The sequence below is a fragment of the Paraburkholderia sp. J7 genome, assembly GCF_905220155.1.
In the GTDB taxonomy this organism is placed as follows: domain Bacteria; phylum Pseudomonadota; class Gammaproteobacteria; order Burkholderiales; family Burkholderiaceae; genus Paraburkholderia.
Genome location: NZ_CAJMYZ010000022.1, coordinates 49762 through 68965, shown reverse-complemented (window position 1 = coordinate 68965; position 19204 = coordinate 49762). Strand labels below are relative to the sequence as shown.

The following is a 19204-nucleotide window of genomic DNA, read 5'->3' as shown; positions in this document are numbered from 1 at the left end:
ACGTCAGAACCCCACGCCCAGAATCGCGAGCACGCCGAGCACGACGAACAACACCGCCGCGATCGCATGCACGAGCTTCGTCGGCAGCTTGTGGGCGAAGCGGTCGCCGAGCAGGATTGCGGGCACGTTCGCGATCATCATGCCGAGCGTCGTGCCGGCCACCACGCCGAAGAAGTCGTGAAAGCGCGCGGCGAGCGCGACGGTGGCGATCTGCGTCTTGTCGCCCATCTCGGCGAGAAAGAAAGTCACGACCGTCGCGCCGAACACGCCGAGCTGCGAGCGGTTCACGCTCGCTTCGCCTTCTTCGAGCTTGTCCGGCACGAGAATCCACAGCCCCATGGCGACGAACGAGGCGGCGAGCGCCCAGCGCATCACGCCCGGCGTGACGAGCGCGCCGAGCCACGTGCCGAGCGCGCCCGCGCCCGAGTGATTGACGAGCGTGGCGACGAGCACACCGAGAATGATTGGCACGGGTTTGCGGTAGCGCGCCGCGAGCACGAGCGAGAGCAACTGCGTCTTGTCGCCAATTTCGGCGAGCGCGACGGCGCCGGTGGAAACCAGAAAGGCTTGGTTCACGTTGTGGTGGATCCTCGGGCCGTGGTGTGTGCGAGCGACGACCCACGAACCGCCGGGCCCTGTTGCGGCGGTCATGGGTCATCGGTCTCGCCAGGCCCGGGATAAAGGCTGCGTCCGCCATGGCCGCGCAGGCCAAGTCTGTTGACGGACGCCCCCGCGAATTCGCGCGCGGCAAGCGTGGGGTCTTGAGACCGGCGCTGCGGCACTGTGGCGCGATTCGGAGGCGGCTACTCCCCAATGAGGCGCGGATTATACCATGCAGGTTTTCCCTGCAACCCGCGCCGGGTGGGGCTTTCAGCGGTGCGCGCCGGCGCGGCTGTGCACGCGTTTGCCCGCCGCGTAGGTCTCGAACACGGCGCGGTCGTCGCCGAGCAGGGCGAGCGCGAACAGCAATTCTTCCAGCGATTCGGCGCGCGCCGTACGCCGCGCGAGCAGCGGCGTGGACTGCGCATCGAGCACGACGAAGTCCGCTTCGCTGCCGGGCGCGAGCGTGCCGATCTTGTCGGCGAGATCGAGCGCGTGGGCCGCGCCCGCTGTCGCGAGCCAGAACATGCGCGTGGCCGTGAGATGGTGGCCGCCCATGCGCGCGACCTTGTGCGCCTCGTTCATCGTTTGCAGCATCGAGAACGAGGTGCCGCCGCCCACGTCGGTGGCGAGCGTGACAGGCATCGACGATGCGCCCGCCTTGTCGAAGTCGAACAGGCCGCTGCCGAGGAACAGGTTCGAGGTCGGACAGTGCGCTGCGACCGTGCCGGTGTCCGCCATGCGGCGGCGGTCTTCGTCGTCGAGCCAGATGCAGTGACCATATACCGCGCGCTTGCGCAGGAGTCCGTAGTGATCGTACACGTCGAGGTAGCTGCGATGGCCAGGGAACAGTTCCTTGACCCACTTCACCTCGTCGGGGTTTTCCGCCACGTGGCTCTGGATGAAGATGTCGCCGTGCGCCTTCGCGAGCGCGCCGCACGCTTCGAGCTGCGCTTCGGTCGAGGTGGGCGCAAAGCGCGGCGTGAGCGCGTACATCTGGCGCCCGCGGTTGTGCCAGCGCTCGATCAGCTCGGCGCTGTCGTCGTAGCCCGTTTGCGGCGTGTCGCGCAGGAACTCGGGGCAGTGGCGGTCCATCAGCACCTTGCCCGCGACCATGCGCAGGTTCTTCGCTTCGCTCGCGGTGAAGAGCGCATCGGCGGACTGCTTGTGCACGGTGCAATACACGAGCGCCGTGGTCGTGCCGCAGGCGAGCAGTTCATCGACGAAAAAGCGCGCCGTGTCCTGCGCCACCGCTTCGTTTTCGAAGCCGCGTTCGGTCGGGAACGTGTAGGTGTTCAGCCACGGCAGCAGACCCGGCGCAGGCGAGGCGATCATGTCCGTCTGCGGATAGTGGATGTGCGTGTCGATGAAACCCGGCACGATCAGCTTGTCGCGCAGGTCATGGACCGTTGCGCCATCGCTCACACGCGACTTGAGCGCGGACCACGCGCCCGAGGCGAGCACGTGGCCGTCTTCGACGATCACGACGCCGTCTTCGTTGAAGACCGCGGCGTCGGACGATTGCGCGGGATCGCCGGTGAACGTCAACAGTTTTGCGCGGTAAGCCGATTGAGTCATGGGAACTTCGTCTCCGATAAATTCAGGTATTCGTCCAATGCATGCCCCGCATGTCGCGCGCCGCTCCTGAAAACGAGGCGCGAGAGGGCCCACGGTCCGGCGCTCGCGCGCTGGACCGGATTCGTGTGACAGCCCGGGCTGGGGCTTGCTGTGCGGACGAGTCCGCGTTTTTGTTCGCGCGTTAGTGCACGCTTTAAGCCGTTGTGCGCTTCCAGTTCGCGTCGAGCTTCGCGATCAGCGCGGCGCGCTCTTCGGGCGTCACGAACGAAGCCTCGAAGCCGTTGCGCAGGATCGCGTACACCTCGTCGTCGTCGAGCTTGAGCGCTTCGATGATGGCGCGGTAGTTCTCGTTGACGTAGCCGCCGAAGTAGGCGGGGTCGTCGGAATTGACGGTCACCGCAACGCCTTTGTCGAGCAATTGCTTGAGCGTGTGCTGCGTCATGTCGTCGAACACGCACAGTTTGGTGTTCGAGAGCGGGCACACCGTGAGCGCCACGCGCGTGTCGGCCAGACGCGTGACGAGCGCAGGATCTTCGATGCTACGCACGCCGTGATCGACGCGATCGACCTTGAGCAGATCGAGCGCTTCGTAGATGTACGAGGGCGGGCCTTCCTCGCCCGCGTGCGCAACGAGCTTCAGGCCCATCGCGCGTGCTTTCTCGAACACGCGCTCGAACTTCGAGGGCGGGTGGCCGCGCTCGGACGAGTCGAGGCCCACGCCGATCAGGCGCGCATAGCGCGCGAAGAGCGGCTGCGCGGCATCGAAGGTGGCGAGTGCATCGGCTTCGCTCAGGTGGCGCAGGAAGCACAGGATCAGCTTGCTCGTGAGGCCGCGCTTTTCGGCGTCGGCGAGCGCGCGGTCGATGCCCGCGACCACGGTTTCGATCGGCACGCCGCGTTCGGTGTGCGTTTGCGGATCGAAGAATATTTCGGTGTGCACGACATTGTCGGCGAGCGCGCGCTCGCAGTACGCCATCGTCATGTCGTAGAAGTCCTGCTCCGTGAGCAGCACGCTCGCGCCTGCGTAGTAGATGTCGAGAAACGACTGCAGGTCGGTGAACGCGTAGGCCGCGCGCAGCGCGTCGATCGAGTCGTACGCGAGCTTCACGTTGTTGCGCTGCGCGAGCGCGAAGATCAGCTCGGGTTCGAGCGAGCCTTCGATATGGATGTGCAGCTCCGCCTTCGGCGCGTTGGCGGCCTTTTCGACGAGTGCCGTTGCGCTCGCGGCGGTGTTGGCGGCGGGGTTGGCGGGGATCGTGATCGTCATGTTCGTTTCGATTCGCTTATGGGTTCTTCAGTGTTTGACATCACGCGGAATGAGTGGCGGGGACATGCGCCGCGCTCGCCAGCTTCGCTGCCTCGATGGCCTGCAGCAGTTGCGCGGCGGCCGAGACGGCGATGACTTCAGGCGACTTGTCGACGATACCGTCCACGCCGAGCGGGCAGTTCATGCGCGCGATCTGCATGGGGTCTATGCCGCGTGCGGCGAGCCGGTGCTCGAACTGCTTGCGCTTCGTGTGCGAGCCGATCATGCCGAAGAACACGAAGTCGCCGCGGCGCAGAATGCGCTCGGCGAGATCGAGGTCGCGCGAATGATCGTGCGTCATCACGATGAAGCTCGTGCCGGGCGGGGCGGTGTCGACGGCTTCGTCGGGCGCGTCGTTCGCGTCGATCGCGACGTTGGGCGCGCCCAGCAGCGCGAAGGCCTCGGGCGTCGGAAACGCGGCGTCGCGCTCGTCGACCCACAGCACACGGCAGGGCAGCGTGCCGAGCACGCGCACGAGCGCTGCGCCCACGTGGCCCGCGCCGAACAGCACGACGGGAAAGTCGTTCGGCGCGATCGTCTCGGTGAGGAGCAGCGCGCCGCCCGTTTCCCAAAGCAGGCAGTCGGGCGCTTCCACGCCCGGTTCCGGCTCGGAGAGCATGGCCGGATCGGCTGCGGTGCCTTCGCCCTCGGGGCTCCCGTTCCGCGAGGAGCGGAATGATACGCTACGCACGGTCGACGCGCCTGCCGCGAGGCGGCGCGCGAGCGTGGCGAGCCAGCCGAGGTCGGCTACGTCGAGGCGCTCGAACGCGAGCACCACGGCGCCGCCGCAGCACTGGCCGAGGCTCGGCCCGAGCGCGAGGCGCTCGAGTCGCCGCGCGTGCGGCGTGCGCATGCCGTCGCGCAGCACCTGGCGCGCGATTTCAATGGCCTTCCATTCGAGGTGGCCACCGCCAATGGTGTGGCGGGCCGCTTCGCGCGTGACGATCATCTTCGTGCCGGCCTCGCGCGGCGCCGATCCCTCGACGCGCGCCACGGTGACCAGCACGGCGGCGTCGCCGTGCGCGAGCAGTTGCTGCAAATCGGAAAGCCAGGCTTGCATCTGGCGGTTCTCCCTACGGGGCGGCACGTTGTAGCCTGTGCCGCCGGTTAATCTTCGTGGCCTTGTTTCGACCGCGCCTCACGGTTGGAGCGTGTGAAGCGCCGCGGGTTCGCTCGCCCGCAGCGCTTCCAGCGCATCGAGAATCGCTTCAGGCGTCGCGGGCGCGCGCAGCGGCGCAGCCTCGCGCGCCTCGGGCACCGCCGCGCCCACGGCGTCGCGAATCGCGAGAAAGACCGAGAACGGCAAAAGCAGGGGCGGTTCGCCCACGGCCTTCGAGCGGAACACGGTCGGCTCCACATTGTCGTTGCCGCCGCTGCGATACAGCCTCACGTTGAACGCCTCCGGCGTGTCGCTCACCGCCGGGATCTTGTACGTGGACGGCGCGTGCGTCATGAGCCGCCCGTCGCGGTTCCACCAAAGCTCCTCGGTCGTGAGCCAGCCCATGCCCTGGATGAAGCCGCCCTCCACCTGGCCGAGATCGATGGCCGGATTGATCGACTGGCCCGCGTCGTGCAGCACGTCGGCGCGCACGAGCTTCCATTCGCCGGTGAGCGTATCGACGACCACTTCCGATACCGCCGCGCCATAGGCGAAGTAGTAGAACGGATGGCCGGTGAGCGTGCGCGCGTCCCAATGCACTTTGGGCGTGGCGTAGAAGCCATCGGACCACAGTTGCACGCGCTTCATATACGCGAGTTCGACGAATTCGGCAAAAGCGATCGCCTGGCCGTTTGCCCGCACGAGGCCCCCTTCGAACGCGACATTTTCGGGCGCGCCGCCGTATTGTGCCGCCGCGAACGCCGCGAGGCGCGCGCGGATCGTCAGCGCGGCGTCCTCGGCGGCCTTACCGTTGAGGTCGCTGCCCGTGGACGCCGCCGTGGCCGACGTATTGGCCACTTTCGACGTATCGGCGGCGCTCACGCGCACGCGTGCGAGCGGCAATCCGAGCGTGCCCGCCACGACCTGCGCGACCTTGGTGTTGAGCCCCTGGCCCATTTCGGTGCCGCCGTGGTTCACGAGCACGGAGCCGTCGCGGTACACATGCACGAGCGCACCCGCCTGGTTCAGATGCGGCACGTTGAACGAGATGCCGAACTTGACCGGCGTGAGCGCCATGCCGCGCTTGAGCACGGGGCTCGTGCGGTTATACGCGTCGATGGCCGCGCGGCGGTCGCGATAGCGGCTCGACACGAGCAGATCGTCGGTGAGCGGCGCGAGCACGTTGTCCTCCACGCGCTGGCCGTATGGCGTGACGTCGCGCTCGCCAATGCCGTAGTAGTTCGCGCGCCGCACATCGAGCGGATCGCGGCCCAGGGTCCTCGCGATTTCGTCGAGCATCACTTCCATCACGAGCGCACCCTGCGGGCCGCCGAAGCCGCGAAACGCGGTGTTCGACTGCGTGTTCGTCTTGCAGCAGAGCGCGACGATTTCGACGTCCGGAAGATAGTAGGCGTTGTCGAAGTGACAAACCGCGCGCGTGGCGACCGCGCCCGAAAGATCGGCGGAATAGCCCGCGCGCAGCGCGATCTCCACGCGTGCGCCGAGGAGCCGTCCTTCGTCGTCGTAGCCCGCTTCGTAGGTGTAGAGCGCGTCGTGGCGCTTGCCGGTGATCATGAAGTCGTCGTCGCGATCCGCGCGCAGCTTCACGGGGCGCTGCAGCTTGTGCGCCGCGAGCGCGGCGACGCAAGCGAACAACGCCGACTGCGATTCCTTGCCGCCGAAACCGCCGCCCATGCGCCGGCATTCGCAGCTCACGCGGTGAGCGGGCCAGCCGAGCAGATGCGCGACGACTTGCTGCATCTCGCTCGGGTGCTGCGTCGAGCTATAGACGAGCATGCCCGTTTGCTCTTGCGGCAGCGCGTAGGCCACCTGGCCTTCGAGATAGAACTGCTCCTGGCCGCCCACGGTGAACGTGCCCGCGAGGCGATGCGGCGCCGCGGCGAGTGCTGTATCGGGCGCGCCGCGCACGAGACGCAGCGGCGGCAGCACGTAATGCTGGCGCTTGCGCGCCTCTTCGATACTGAGAACAGGTTCCAGTGGCTCGTAGCGAACGACGTCATCGCTTGCCGCGAGCGTCGCGGCGCGGCGTGCGAGTTCGTGGCTCGTGGCGATCACCGCGAACACGGGCTGCCCGAGGTACTGCACGACGTCGCTTGCGAGCACCGGGTCATCGTGCACGACGGGACCGCAGTCGTTCTCGCCGGGGATGTCGGCGGCTGTCAGCACCGCAAGCACACCCGGCGACGAGCGCACGCGTTCGAGATCGAGCGCGACGATGCGCGCGTGCGCATGGCGCGCGAGGCCGAGCGCCGCGTGCACGGTCCCGTGCAGTTCGGGGATGTCGTCGGTATAGCGCGCCTCGCCGCTCACATGGGCGTCCGCCGATTCGTGCGGCAGCGGCGCGCCGAGCGCGTGTTCGTGGGCGTGCTCATCGCGTTGTTCCTGGCGCATGACGAGCGGTTCGGCTTGATCGTTCATGGCGTGGCTCCGGCGGTTGCGCTGTCCTGATCATCCCGGCCATCGTCGTCGCCTTCGGCGAAGGCGAACGCGTTGACGTCGCACAGCGCGAGCGGCGCATCGTCGCGCGTTTCGAGCCAGCAGCGCCACAGCAGGTTACGTGCGACATTTAGACGATACGTGCCGCTCGCGCGCATGTCCGTGAGCGGCCGATAGTCGGTGGCGAGCGCATCCATCGCGCGCTGAACGCTGGTTTCGTCCCAGTTTGCGCCGCTAAGCTGCGCCTCGGCGAGCGCGGCGCGCTGCGGGATCGCGGCCATGCCGCCGTAGGCGATGCGCGCGCTCGCGAGTGTGCCGTCCTCACGCACGTCGAGTGCAAACGCGGCGCACACCGCCGAAATATCCTGGTCGTAGCGCTTCGAGACTTTGTAGGTGCGAAAGCGCAGAGTCGGCGCGGGGCGCGGCACGCGGATCGCTTCGACGAATTCGCCCGCTTCGAGCGCGTTCTTCTGATAACCCGTGTAGAACGCCGCGAGCGGCAGCGTGCGCACGCGCGCCGCGCGGCGCAGCACGAGCGTGGCGTCGAGCGCGAGCAGCGCGGGCATCGAGTCGCCGATCGGCGAGCCGTTCGCGACGTTGCCGCCGAGCGTTCCCGCGTTGCGGATGGGCAGCGAGGCGAAACGCGCCCACAGTTCCGCGAGTTCCGGGTAGTCGATGGCGAGCGCCGCGTAGGCTGCTTCGAGCGGGACCGCCGCGCCAATCGTGAGCGTCTGGGCGTCGCGCGAAACGGTCTTCATTTCCGCGACGTTGCCTGTGTAGATGAGGTCGCCCAGCTCGCGGAACTGCTTCGTTACCCACAGGCCGACATCGGTGCTGCCCGCCAGTACGCGCGCGTCAGGATGCGCGGCACGCAGCGCCGCGAAGGCTTCGAGCGTGCGCGGCGCGTAGAACGCACTTTTGCCGTGCGCGGCGCCCCGCACGTCGGGGCCGTGATATTCGAACGTGCCGGTGCGCTGCAGCGCGCGCAACTGGGCTTCGACGCGAGTGCGATCGAGCGCCACGCGCGGGTGACAGGTTTCGTCGAACATGCGCAGCGCCGCTTCGATGATCGGCCGGTAGCCGGTGCAGCGGCACAGATTGCCCGAAAGCGCTTCGTTGATCTCTTCGCGAGTGGGCAGGCCTGCGCCGACAGGCTGATTCTCGTAGAGCGCCCACAGGGACATAACAAAGCCCGGTGTGCAGAAACCGCACTGCGAGCCGTGGCAATCGACCATTGCCTGCTGAACCGGGTGCAGCGCGCCATTGGGCTGGCGCAGATCTTCGACGGCGTAGAGCGCGCGGCCGTCGAGGGTAGGCAGGAACTGGATGCAGGCGTTGACGGCCTTGAGCGCGAGACGGCCTTCGCCGTCGAGTTCGCCCATGACGACGGTACAGGCGCCGCAGTCGCCCTCCGCGCAGCCTTCCTTGGTGCCACAGGCGCGCAGATCCTCACGCAGATGCTGAAGCACCGTGCGCGTGGGAGGCAGGCCGCGCACTTCGTGCACGGCGCCTCGGTGGAGGAAGCGGATGGTTTGCGTTGTCATGGTGAACCCGGGGACATTGCGGATCAGGCGCGCGTTACGAGAGGGGCGCGCCAACACCGGCCTCGCGCACGTAGATCGCCATCCAGTTCCGAAGATAGCACCGCTCGCCGCAGGAAAGTATTTCCCCCGCTAGATGGGGGTTATGTGACTTGGGTCATGAAGCCGTCACAGCGCGTATGGCGGTGCGCAGCCGTTGCATGCGGCGAACGCGCCTGGATGGCCGGGAAGATGCGGGAGTCGTGCGCGATTCGATGTTGCTGCGCAAAGCTGACGCTCGAATCGCGCTGGCGGGGCGCGCCGCCCGATGGTTGGGCGGCGGCGGATGAGGCGCGGGAGTTCGGGCGGGCGCGTGCGCGCCGTGCCCAATAGCCGGTTAGCGGCGGATGCCGGGCCAGGACACCTGGCGGCGTCGGTTGCGCCACAGGCTCAAGGTCACGGCCAGGAACGCGACGATGAACGCGAGCAGCGCCCACATCGGCATGGTCAGGCCAAGCGTCGCCGGATAGGTGGTTTCGCAAAGGCCTTGCACCTTGAACACGCCGGGCAGCCAGTGCGCGAACGGCAGGCTGTCGACAATGGGCTGCAGCGTGTCGAAACCGCAGCTGTAGCTCGGGAACGCCTGCACCCACACGAGCTTCGCGGCCGCGACCGCGCCGCCAGCCGCCGAAAGCGCCACGAGCGCTTCGAGCACGCGAACGCCGCGCCAGCTCGTCATGCGCGCGCCGAGAAAGGCGAAGACCGCGATGAGGACCAGGAAGTAGCGCCCCAGGATACACAGCGGGCAGGGGTCCTGATGCTCGACATACTGGAAGTACAAGGCGCCGGCGAGGAGCGCGAGGCAGATCAGGCCAAGGAGGACCAGCAGGCCGCGCTCGCGGCGCAACAGCGCGTTATCGTCGTTCATGAGGCTCGTTTATTGGCTCGTTCGTTCGGGTTGTCTGGCGCAGCGACCTGGCGGTTTCCGGCGGCTGCGACGGCGTGACGGGATTCTAGCGCGAAGGTTGCGCGCGGCGCGGACGTGTCCTTGCTCGCGCGCAGCGGTTGCTTCGAGCGACTTGCGCTCAGGTCAGCGCAGCGGTGCGAGCACCGCCTCGACGCCGCGGCCAATGGCGAGCAGCACGTCGTCGTTGTCGGGCGCGGCGGCGAGCATCAGCCCGACGGGCGCCGCGCTATAGTGATGGCACGGCAGCGAGAGCGCGCACGCATCGAGGAAATTGAACGCGCTCGGATTGCGCAGGACGAGCGCGTTGGTGCGTGCGAAGACGTCGTCGTCGGCGGTGAGCGGCGCGACGGGCGGCGGCGCGATCGGCACGGTTGGCGCGATCACGACGTCAAAGCGCGACCAGAGCGTGGCTTGGGCCTCCACCATGACCGCCGCGCGCGCGGCGATCAGATCCAGATAGTCGGTGGCCGTAGCGTGTTCGCCTTTCAGGATGCGCACGAGCACGCGCGGGTCGTACTGATCGCGATGCTTCGCAATCAGCTCGCGATGCCACGCATACGCCTCCATCGGCGAGAAGCCGATGCGGTTGATTTCGCCGAAGCGCTCGAAGGGGGCAAAGCGGACTTCGCTCACGATCGCGCCGGCCGCATCCAGATGCTTGAGCGCCGTATCGATCGTCTCCGCGACTTCGGGGTCCACGCCGTCGGTGACATAGTTGGTGAGCACGCCAAGGCGCACGCCTTCGAGGTGGCGCGCGGCCGGCACACGCGGCGCGAGCCCGGCGAGCACGCGGTCCACGAGCGCGCAGCACGCCACCGTGTTGCCGATCGGGCCAAACGAGTCGAGCGTGGGGGACAGCGGTACGCCGCCCGTTTTCGGAATGCGCCTCGCGGTGGGTTTGAAGCCCGTGAGGCCGCAGAACGCGGCGGGAATGCGGAGGGAGCCGCCGGTGTCGGTGCCGAGCGCGACGGCGGCCATGCCGTCCGCGACCGAGGCCGCCGCGCCCGAGGACGAGCCGCCCGCCACGCGCGCATCGCCCGCCACGCGCGCATCGCCCGCCACGCGCGCATCGCCCGCCACACCGCGATGCCAGGGCGAAAGCGGCGTGCCGTAGTGCGGATTCAGGCCGAGCCCCGAGAACGCGAACTCGCTCATGTTGGTCCGGCCGACCAGCACCGCGCCCGCATGGCGCAGCCGCGCGACAGCGGCGGCGTCCTCCTTGGCTGGCGCCGCATTCGCGAGCGCCGTGGAGCCGGCGCGCGTGACTTCGCCCGCCACGTCGAACAGATCCTTCACCGAGACGGGGATGCCCGCAAGCGGCGACAGCACGGTGCCGGCCGCGCGCAGGCGGTCGAGTGCGTCGGCGGCGGCGCGCACGCGCTCGGCATCGACATGCGTGAAGACAGTTGCGCCCTGGCCGGCCGGGTCGGCGATGCGCTCGAGTGCGGCTTCGGCGAGCGCGCGGCTCGTCGTGCGGCCTGCGGCGAGATCGGCGCCGAGCTGGGCAAGGGGAGGGAACGGCGAAAAGGCAGTGGATGCGGATGTCATGGCGGCAGAAGATTCGGTCGATGCGCTGCGGCGCGGGCGGGCATTGCCTGCGAGGGTCGCATCATTGTAGGTCGGCTTTTTTCCTTGCGTGCGATTTGGCTCACGCCGTGCATCGGGTAACATGCGGAGATTCGATAGCAATTTGTAAGGAAAGACCTTCATGCATCAGGGAATCGGCTTCATTCAGGATCTGGCAGTCGTGATGGCGCTCGCGGGCGTCGTCACCGTGCTGTTTCATCGCCTGAAGCAGCCGGTCGTGCTCGGCTATATCGCGGCGGGCGTGATCATCGGGCCTTATACGCCGCCGTTCCAGCTCATCCACGACGAGCAGACCATCCAGACGCTCGGCGAGCTCGGTGTGGTGTTCCTGATGTTCTCGCTCGGGCTCGAGTTCAGCCTGCGCAAGCTTTTCCAGGTGGGCGCGACCGCCATCGTCGCGGCGCTTTCGGAAATCGTGCTGATGCTGTGGATCGGCTACGAGATCGGCCGTGCGTTCGGCTGGGCCACGATGGATTCGCTGTTCCTCGGCGCGATTCTCGCCATTTCCTCGACGACCATCATTGTCAAAGCGCTCTCCGATCTCGGCGTGAAGCGCGAGCCGTTCGCGCAGCTCGTGTTCGGCATCCTGATCGTCGAGGATATTCTCGGCATTGCCATGCTCGTGCTGCTGGGAGGCATTGCGCAGACGGGCGAACTCTCGCCGGGCATTGCGCTCATCACGCTCGGCAAGCTGCTGCTCTTCATGCTGGTCTCGCTGCTCGCGGGCATCCTGATCGTGCCGCGCGTGCTCGGCTACATCGCGCGCGTAGGCAACGACGAGATGCTGCTCGTTTCGGTGCTGGGCTTTTGCTTCGGCTTTTGCCTGCTCGTCGTGAAGCTCGATTATTCGATCGCGCTCGGCGCGTTCCTGATCGGCGCGGTCATGGCCGAGTCGCGGCATCTGCATCGCATCGAGCATCTCGTTGCGCCGCTGCGCGACGCGTTCTCCGCGATCTTCTTCGTGACGATCGGGCTCATGCTCAACCCGCTCGTGCTGGTCGACTACGCGTGGCCGATCGCCGTGATCTCGATTGCCGTGGTGCTCGGCAAGCTCGTGTCGTGCGGCCTCGGCACGTTCCTCGCGGGCCGCGACGGACGCACCGCAATGCGCGTGGGCATGACCGTCTCGCAGATCGGCGAATTCTCGTTCATCATCGCCTCGCTCGGCCTCACGCTGAAGGTGACGAGCGGATTTCTCTATCCGATCGCGGTGACCGTCTCGGCCATCACGACGCTCACCACGCCTTACCTCATCCGCATTGCGGACCCGCTCTCGCAGCGTCTCGCGCGCGCCATGCCGCCAGCCGTCTCGAATGTGTTCGGCATGTACAGCCAGTGGCTGCGCTGCCTGATGCCGCGCTCGGACGGGCCCACGATCTTTTCGCTCACCAGGCGCATCGTCGTGCAGATTGCCGTGAATCTCGCGCTCGTCTCGGCGATCTTCATCGGCGTTTCCTATGGCGCGCGTTACGCGGCGCCGTTGCTGGCGCAGTGGATCGGCGACGAGCGCATCCAGCGCGTCGTGCTCTGGAGCGCCGCGCTCGTGCTCGCGATGCCATTTCTCGTGGCGGTATGGCGCAAGACGCAGTCGCTCGCGCTTCTGCTCGCCGAAGTGAGCGTGCAGCCGGAGAAGGCAGGGCGCTTCACGCGCGCGATCCGTCATGTGATTGCGGAACTGGTGCCCGTGGTGTCGATGTTCGGCGTGTTCGTGCTCGTGGCGGCGCTCTCGGGGACGATCCTGCCGCCCACGGGTTTCCTTATCGGCGTGCTGGTGTGCGCCGCGGCGCTCACCATGCTGCTGTGGCGCTGGTGCGTGAAGATCCATGCCTCGATGCAGATTGCGTTGCGCGAGACCTTCGACGAACGGCCGGATGCCTGACCTCGCCTTTGCGAGCAAAGGCTTGGCAAGTGGCGCGCTTCGCACGCCGGTTTGAGCCGGTTCATGTGTGACGGGATGTGAGCAATTGTGCACGGGGGTGGCGGCGATGTGCCGCGCGACGGATAATCGAATCTTGTTCATTCGTTCGCGCGCCGCGCGCCTGACCCCACGTCATGAGCGATAACAAATCAGACCATCCCGAGGTCCCTGACGGCGCAAGCCGTCCTGCCGATGCCGGTCCCGCCGGCGCCTCCTCGTCCTCTCCTCCCGCCGGCTCTCCTGGCGCTTCTGCTGGTTCTCCCTCTGCATCGACCGCCGCTTCACCTTCAGCTTCGCCCACTGGGGAAGCCGCGCAACGCGCTTCGACCGATGCGCCCGAAAGCGCCTCGGCCGTCACGCCTGGCGAGCCGCCGAAGCAGGTGCCGGCCGGCACCACACCGAGTATCCCGATCGAGGAAACCGCCGAGGCCGGCAAGTCCGCGCCCGCGCCGGCCCCGCATACCGAACCGGCGAGCGCTGGCGAGGCGGCAACGTCTGCTGCGCCGCAACGTCCTGGTGCTGCGCCTGCGGGCTTCGGCCAGGCGCCCGACTTCTCGGCGCATCACCCACCTCCGCCCGGCGCGATTCCGCCGGAACCGCCGCGCTATTTGCGCGCGAGCGATTCAGCTTGGGCGATCTTCGGCCGCATCGTCGCCGCGCGTGCGCGGCAATTGTTCGATCGCGCCGGTCAGCGCATTACGCAGCGCACGCTGCGCATTGGCGTCTCGGCGCGGATCTTCCACCCGGAGCCGGGCGCACAAGGGCTGCGCGGCAAGACGCTGCAATACCTGGAGGAATCGATCGCGCACTGGGTGATGTCCCGGGGCGTCATCGTGTTCATGATCCCGACGGTCGGGCACGAGGGCATGCTGCATCCGAGCAATATCCGCTTGCGCGATTACGCGAAGCATCTCGACGGTCTGCTCCTCCAGGGCGGCGCTGACGTCTCGCCGCAAACATACGCGGAGATCTCGCCACGCCCCGAATGGCCGGGCGACCGCGTGCGCGACATGTACGAGCTCGAACTGCTGCATGAATTCGTCGAGTCGGGCAAGCCGGTGCTGGGGGTGTGCCGCGGCTGCCAGCTCATTAACGTGGCGTTTGGCGGCACGCTTTATCAGGACATCGCGTCGGACGTGCCGACGGCCGGCGTGCATGTGAGCGAGCATTACGACCAGCATCGCCACGCGGTCACATTCCCGGAGGGTTCGACGTTCGCGTCCATGTTCCCCGGGCGCCGCGAGGCCATCGTCAACTCGATTCACCATCAAGCCGTGAAGAACCTCGGACGCGACCTGACCGTCGAGGCTGTTTCGGCGGGCGACGGGCTCATCGAGGCGGTGCGTTACCGGCGCTCGCCGTTCGTCGTGGGTGTGCAGTGGCACCCTGAATTCCATCGCGCGGGCGGCGCCGAACTGCTCGATTGCACGCCGCTGCTCGACACCTTCTTGCGAGCCGCGCGCGAAACGCGCTTTTGATTGCAAACTATTGATTGCAAACCACGGGCGAAATGCAACGCGTCAAAGCAACCCGCAGCAACCCCACACAGGCCGCGCGCAACTTGCGCGCGGCCTTTTCATTTCGCTCATCTGCTTCGGCGTCCTACGCGCCTTGCATCCTTTCTGTTCTTGATCGGCGTGCTTCCTACGTAAGATTCGTCCTAATCTTCCGATTCCACTGCTTATCCAAAATTAAACGTCGTTTTTGAGATTTCCCGGCGGCGATAATGAAGGGTTACTGAGAATCCTGAATGGAATAGGCAGGTATGAAGCACTCAATCACGTTGCGTCGTGTGATGCTCAGCGCCGCAGCGCTCGTGCTGCTCCAGCAGGGCACGACAGCATGGGCCGGCATGCCGGCCGACGCGGCGAATGCGGCGAACGCCGCCGACATGTCTGGCGCAGCCGCAGAGCGTGTGCCGCTCGCGGGTAGCCGACCCTCGCTTGACAGTTTGACGCCGCAGCCAGCCGGTGCGTTGCCGCCGTCGAGCGGTATGGCCAACGCGGGCGAGCAGGCCAGCGCCGGCGCCGTGCAAGGCGACGTTGCCACGCTTATGCAACTGATTCACGACGCCCAGCTCGTTGAACTGCGTACGACCTATAACGCGAGCTATGGCGCGAGTCTCTTCTTCTATCCACCGGAGATGACGTACTACGTCGTACTGTTTCAGGACAAGCACTTCTGGCGCGTGATCCGTTCGCAGGACGAAGCACGTTCAGAGGCGATCTATGCAGACTTCGTGCGCCAGACCGAGCAGCTTTCCCAGGTAGAAATACGCCGTACGGAGCTCGAGGCGCAAAAGGCGTTCATCGAGCGCGTGATCGCGATGTCCGAAGAACGCGCGCGCCGTCTGCAGGCCGATCTTGCCATCGCGCGCACGCAGCAGGCGCGAGTCGACGATTACCAGCGCCAGGCGCAGGGCGACGCAGCCGCGCTCAATGCACAGAAGGCACAGGCACAGGCGCAATTGCGCGAACTGCAGAGGCAAGTGGACGCACTGCAGCGCGCAACGGAGGCAGGACTGCCCGGGGCGCGGCGCTGAGCGTTGCGGGGCGGCGTTTCGCCCCACTGGCGGAGCCCCTTTCCTGCAAACAACAAAAAAGCCCGGCAACTGCCGGGCTTTTTCTATGGTGCAACGGAGGGCAGATCGGCGCATTACTTTGCGAATCGGTCCGGCACCTCGGTGATACGGCGTTGCGAAACGTGATTCACCCATTCCGTACTGTCGGCAGGCACGGCAGGCGAATTCGATACGCGTGCCGGCACGTAGGTTTTCGCATAGGAAAGGATGGACGCGTATTCATCCGCGGGATTCGCGCCGGTTTGCCGTGGCGAAAAGCCTTGCGCTTCCGAGTAGGCACCATGCGTGCGATGTGACGTCACCGGAGCGGCTTCACGATATGGCGCAAACGTGCGGATGTCGTGGCGCGGGCTCGTACCGCGTTCTGCAACGCGTTGACCGCTGCCGCGCTTGACTGCACGCTCGTTGCCGTGCGTTTCGCGCTGGACCAGTCTCGCGGCCGATGTGGGCTGCGTGCGCGCTCGCGCGGCGAAATCGGGTTTCGCGTGTGCTGGCTCCACGGCCTGCAAAGGCGTGCGAGTACCGACGACGGTCGTTTGGGACACCTGCGCGGGCACAGCGACCGGCGCTTGCACCGGCTTCTCCACCGAGCGAGGCAAGATCGCGCCAGGCGTGGGTGCAGGAGGGCTCGTTACATTCACTGCCTCGGTGGTAACGCGCTCGTGCTGCGTACGCGCTTCGGCAAGGCGCTGCGAGGTGTCTTGACTCGCGCTCGCAGTGGGGCGTGGGCTCGTGTTGCCGGTTGTGCCTGTTGAATCGTGCGGTGCATGACTCGCCACGATCCATGCGAGCAGTGCTGCGCCGCCTATCGCAACCGCGCCGGCAGTGAGCTTGTGTTGCTGAAACGGCGTTATGTGGTTTGGCGTGTGGCCTGGCGAAACCCCAGGGATGCTCCGCGCGTTTGCAGCGCACCTGGCTGGCGGATTACCGGCGGCTTCCCGCGCGACGGACCCCATGGAAGCAGCCGGCGCGACAGGCGCAGCAACGGGCCTGGGCGGTTGCGCAGCGGGCCGGTGATCGTTGCCCCAGCCTACCGCGGCGCGAAATGCTTCGGCGCTCAGGCAAACCGTACGCATGAAGGCCGCATAGAGCGCGCGCAGTTCAGTGCGCAGACTGAAATGGGGAGGCGTTAGCGCCCATTCCCGGCCAAACGACGCGGGTAAGCGGGCAAGCGGGCGAATGTGCGGCAACGCGAGCGCGCCTTCGACCTGAACGAACGGAAATGTGGACATCGTCTCTCGCAACCCTGATTTGGCGATGGCGCCGGGCGGCAATGTCATCGGCGGCGCGCGTTGATGGGCCGCCTGCGGCGCGTGTAATTAAACGGATGGCGCTGATGATGACCGTCACCATTCCGCTGTTCTATCGGAAATGTCTGAAAAGCCGGAGACCTTTGCGCCAGGCCGCGGGTGCGCTTTACGTGCCGTCGAGCCTATACACGTAACGCAGTGCCGTGATGTCGATACCGCCCATGCGGTCGGGTTCGGAGCCCGAATAGGTCCAGCCCTGGCGCTCGTAGAACGTGATCGCGGGCGTGTTGCCGTCGAGCACGTACAGGTAGAGCTGCGTCTCGCCCTGGGCACGCACCCAGTCCTGCGCCGCACGCATGAGTCGCTTGCCCACGCCGATGCCCTGATGTGCCGGCAGCGCATGCAGATTGTCGAGCAGCACGCCCCACGGGGAGCCCGGCTGGCGTTCGACGCACACGAAGCCCACGGCCGCACCCGATGCCAGCTCGGCGATCAGAACGAGACGCCGGTCGCCGCCAGGGGCTTCCATGCGTGCGCGCCAGTAGGCCGAGCGCTCGGCGTCGACTTCGCGTTCGAGAAATGAGGCGGGCAGCAGCGCGCGATAAGTGGCCTGCCAGCTTGCGGCGTGCATGGCGGCGAGCAAGGGTGCATCGGCAACGCTGGCCGGGCGCAGCGTGAGGGTGGAGATTTGGGTCATGCGGATGGATGACGTGTGGACGTCCGGATCAAGGCGCGCGTCGGGGGCCGCGTGCCGAGCCCTGCTGCAAAGTATTGTGCCCCAACCGAGGGCACTCGCGGCAGGCTCGCCAAATATGAAAGCGCATAGAACGGCAAAAGTAATAAATATGAAAGATAAGGCAAGCATTGACGCTTTTTGCTAGCCTCTTTTAAGGAAATGCCCGAATATCTGACTCCCGGCGCGTACCGCACAATAAAATGCCCGCGCGCGCGCCCGCGCGACCCCTCGCTTTACCGCAGGTGATTGTTTTTCACTGTCCCGCGAGCCGCACTGGCTTCCCGGACAGTCTCTTCAGAGAGTGTCATGTCTACCGCGTCCCACGCATCCCCAAGCGAATCAAAATTCCGGACCGTTTTCCGCGTCGTCAGCGGCAACTTCCTGGAAATGTACGATTTCATGGTCTACGGCTACTACGCCTCGGCGATCGCCCGGACCTACTTCCCGAGCGACAATGCGTTCGCTTCGCTGATGCTCACGCTGTCCGTCTTCGGCGCGGGCTTCCTCGTGCGTCCGCTCGGCGCCATTGTCCTCGGCGCGTACATCGACCATCACGGCCGCCGCAAGGGCCTCATGCTCACGCTCGGCCTGATGGCGCTCGGCACGCTAGCGGTCGCCGTCGTGCCCGGTTACGCAACCATCGGCATACTCGCGCCGGCGCTCGTGCTGGTCGGGCGCCTGCTGCAGGGCTTCTCGGCGGGCGTGGAACTGGGCGGCGTATCGGTTTATCTCTCCGAGATCGCGACCAAGGGCAACAAGGGTTTTTACGTTTCATGGCAGTCGGGCAGCCAGCAGGTCGCCGTGGTGTTCGCCGCGCTGCTGGGCGTGCTGTTGCATCGCCTGCTGCCCGTCGAGCAAATGACGAACTGGGGCTGGCGCGTGCCGTTCCTCATCGGCTGCCTGATCGTGCCGTTCCTGTTCATCATTCGCCGCTCGCTCCAGGAAACGGAGGAGTTCGCGAAGAAGAAGCATCGTCCGTCGATGGGCGAAATCATGGCGTCGATGGTGCAGAACTGGGGCGTCGTGATCGCCGGTATGGGCATGGTCATCATGACCACCGTGTCGTTCTACCTCATCACTGCCTACACGCCGACCTTCGGCAAGGAAGTGCTCCGCCTGAACGAAATCGACACGCTGATCGTGACGGTCTGCATCGGCTTGTCGAATCTGTTCTGGCTGCCGGTTTCCGGCGCGGTTTCGGACCGTATCGGCCGCCGCCCGATGCTGATCACCTTCACCGTGCTGACGATCCTCACCGCGTATCCGGCGGTGCAGTGGCTCGTGGTCGAGCCGTCGTTCGGCCGCCTGCTCACCGTCGAACTGTGGCTGTCGTTCCTCTATGCCTGCTACAACGGCGCGATGGTCGTGGCGCTCACGGAAGTCATGCCCGCCGATGTGCGTACCGCTGGCTTCTCGCTTGCCTACAGCCTCGCGACGACGGTTGGCGGCTTCACGCCGGCGATCGCGACGTACCTCATCCACGTGAGCGGCAACAAGGCTGCGCCGGGGGCGGTGATGGGCGTGGCGGGCGTGTGCGGCCTCATCGCGACGCTCGTGCTCTATCGCACGCCGGAAGCGCGCAATCAGTACAAGGCGGCTTGATTG

Annotated in this window: 14 protein-coding genes and 1 riboswitch; of the genes, 4 read left to right on the top strand and 10 right to left on the bottom strand. The window is 66.5% G+C overall.

Annotated elements, in window-relative coordinates; translation table 11 throughout:
• Positions 1-3 precede the first annotated feature (3 nt).
• The 8 genes from U5A58_RS30430 to U5A58_RS30395 form a co-directional block, all read right to left on the bottom strand.
• Positions 4-576: a TMEM165/GDT1 family protein gene (locus U5A58_RS30430; protein WP_321935148.1), complete on the bottom strand. Its 573-nt coding sequence runs from the start codon at positions 574-576 to the stop codon at positions 4-6.
• Positions 577-668: 92 nt separating this feature from the next.
• Positions 669-824: riboswitch (yybP-ykoY riboswitch) on the bottom strand.
• Positions 825-870: 46 nt separating this feature from the next.
• Positions 871-2178, bottom strand: a complete 1308-nt coding sequence (guaD, locus tag U5A58_RS30425) for a guanine deaminase (protein ID WP_321964218.1) — start codon at positions 2176-2178, stop codon at positions 871-873.
• Positions 2179-2371: 193 nt separating this feature from the next.
• Entirely contained in the window at positions 2372-3445 is a 1074-nt protein-coding gene (locus tag U5A58_RS30420) for an adenosine deaminase (RefSeq protein WP_321964217.1), read from the bottom strand.
• Between the two features lie 40 nt (positions 3446-3485).
• Entirely contained in the window at positions 3486-4544 is a 1059-nt protein-coding gene (gene xdhC, locus U5A58_RS30415) for a xanthine dehydrogenase accessory protein XdhC (protein WP_321964216.1), read from the bottom strand.
• Between the two features lie 78 nt (positions 4545-4622).
• The gene (gene xdhB, locus U5A58_RS30410) at positions 4623-6995 is read right to left on the bottom strand and encodes a xanthine dehydrogenase molybdopterin binding subunit (RefSeq protein WP_321964280.1); all 2373 of its coding nucleotides are present in this window, start codon (positions 6993-6995) and stop codon (positions 4623-4625) included.
• A gap of 23 nt (positions 6996-7018) precedes the next feature.
• A complete protein-coding gene (xdhA, locus tag U5A58_RS30405; RefSeq protein ID WP_321964215.1) occupies positions 7019-8584 on the bottom strand; it encodes a xanthine dehydrogenase small subunit in 1566 nt (521 codons plus the stop codon).
• A 373-nt stretch (positions 8585-8957) separates the two neighbouring features.
• Positions 8958-9488: a disulfide bond formation protein B gene (locus U5A58_RS30400; protein WP_321913866.1), complete on the bottom strand. Its 531-nt coding sequence runs from the start codon at positions 9486-9488 to the stop codon at positions 8958-8960.
• A gap of 162 nt (positions 9489-9650) precedes the next feature.
• A complete protein-coding gene (locus U5A58_RS30395; protein WP_321964214.1) occupies positions 9651-11075 on the bottom strand; it encodes an amidase in 1425 nt (474 codons plus the stop codon).
• A gap of 160 nt (positions 11076-11235) precedes the next feature.
• On the opposite strand from U5A58_RS30395, the gene U5A58_RS30390 reads away from it, so the two are divergent.
• The 3 genes from U5A58_RS30390 to U5A58_RS30380 all read left to right on the top strand — a co-directional run bounded on the left by U5A58_RS30390 (position 11236) and on the right by U5A58_RS30380 (position 15574).
• Positions 11236-12993, top strand: coding sequence for a cation:proton antiporter (locus tag U5A58_RS30390; RefSeq protein WP_321964213.1), 1758 nt, complete (start codon positions 11236-11238; stop codon positions 12991-12993).
• Positions 12994-13166: 173 nt separating this feature from the next.
• Positions 13167-14510, top strand: coding sequence for a gamma-glutamyl-gamma-aminobutyrate hydrolase family protein (locus U5A58_RS30385; RefSeq protein WP_321964212.1), 1344 nt, complete (start codon positions 13167-13169; stop codon positions 14508-14510).
• Positions 14511-14797: 287 nt separating this feature from the next.
• Positions 14798-15574: a DUF2968 domain-containing protein gene (locus tag U5A58_RS30380; RefSeq protein WP_321964211.1), complete on the top strand. Its 777-nt coding sequence runs from the start codon at positions 14798-14800 to the stop codon at positions 15572-15574.
• Between the two features lie 113 nt (positions 15575-15687).
• Here U5A58_RS30380 and U5A58_RS30375 read toward each other — a convergent pair whose 3' ends face one another.
• Positions 15688-16845 (bottom strand): hypothetical protein, encoded by a 1158-nt coding sequence (locus U5A58_RS30375; protein ID WP_321964210.1) that lies wholly within the window; start codon positions 16843-16845, stop codon positions 15688-15690.
• A 184-nt stretch (positions 16846-17029) separates the two neighbouring features.
• On the bottom strand, positions 17030-17560 hold the full coding sequence (locus U5A58_RS30370) for a GNAT family N-acetyltransferase (RefSeq protein ID WP_321964209.1): 531 nt from the start codon (positions 17558-17560) through the stop codon (positions 17030-17032).
• A gap of 345 nt (positions 17561-17905) precedes the next feature.
• Between U5A58_RS30370 and U5A58_RS30365 the strand changes: the two genes are divergently transcribed.
• Positions 17906-19201 (top strand): MFS transporter, encoded by a 1296-nt coding sequence (locus U5A58_RS30365; RefSeq protein ID WP_321964208.1) that lies wholly within the window; start codon positions 17906-17908, stop codon positions 19199-19201.
• The last annotated feature ends 3 nt before the right edge of the window (positions 19202-19204 follow it).

Excerpts from the sequence above, each read along its gene's own strand:
- U5A58_RS30400 (WP_321913866.1), bottom strand. The coding sequence starts at position 9,488 with ATGAACGACGATAACGCGCTGTTGCGCCGCGAGCGCGGCCTGCTGGTC.
- xdhA (WP_321964215.1), bottom strand. The coding sequence starts at position 8,584 with ATGACAACGCAAACCATCCGCTTCCTCCACCGAGGCGCCGTGCACGAA.
- U5A58_RS30390 (WP_321964213.1), top strand. The coding sequence starts at position 11,236 with ATGCATCAGGGAATCGGCTTCATTCAGGATCTGGCAGTCGTGATGGCG.
- U5A58_RS30375 (WP_321964210.1), bottom strand. The coding sequence starts at position 16,845 with ATGTCCACATTTCCGTTCGTTCAGGTCGAAGGCGCGCTCGCGTTGCCG.
- xdhC (WP_321964216.1), bottom strand. The coding sequence starts at position 4,544 with ATGCAAGCCTGGCTTTCCGATTTGCAGCAACTGCTCGCGCACGGCGAC.
- U5A58_RS30420 (WP_321964217.1), bottom strand. The coding sequence starts at position 3,445 with ATGACGATCACGATCCCCGCCAACCCCGCCGCCAACACCGCCGCGAGC.
- U5A58_RS30385 (WP_321964212.1), top strand. The coding sequence starts at position 13,167 with ATGAGCGATAACAAATCAGACCATCCCGAGGTCCCTGACGGCGCAAGC.
- U5A58_RS30370 (WP_321964209.1), bottom strand. The coding sequence starts at position 17,560 with ATGACCCAAATCTCCACCCTCACGCTGCGCCCGGCCAGCGTTGCCGAT.
- xdhB (WP_321964280.1), bottom strand. The coding sequence starts at position 6,995 with ATGCGCCAGGAACAACGCGATGAGCACGCCCACGAACACGCGCTCGGC.
- U5A58_RS30380 (WP_321964211.1), top strand. The coding sequence starts at position 14,798 with ATGAAGCACTCAATCACGTTGCGTCGTGTGATGCTCAGCGCCGCAGCG.
- guaD (WP_321964218.1), bottom strand. The coding sequence starts at position 2,178 with ATGACTCAATCGGCTTACCGCGCAAAACTGTTGACGTTCACCGGCGAT.
- U5A58_RS30365 (WP_321964208.1), top strand. The coding sequence starts at position 17,906 with ATGTCTACCGCGTCCCACGCATCCCCAAGCGAATCAAAATTCCGGACC.
- U5A58_RS30395 (WP_321964214.1), bottom strand. The coding sequence starts at position 11,075 with ATGACATCCGCATCCACTGCCTTTTCGCCGTTCCCTCCCCTTGCCCAG.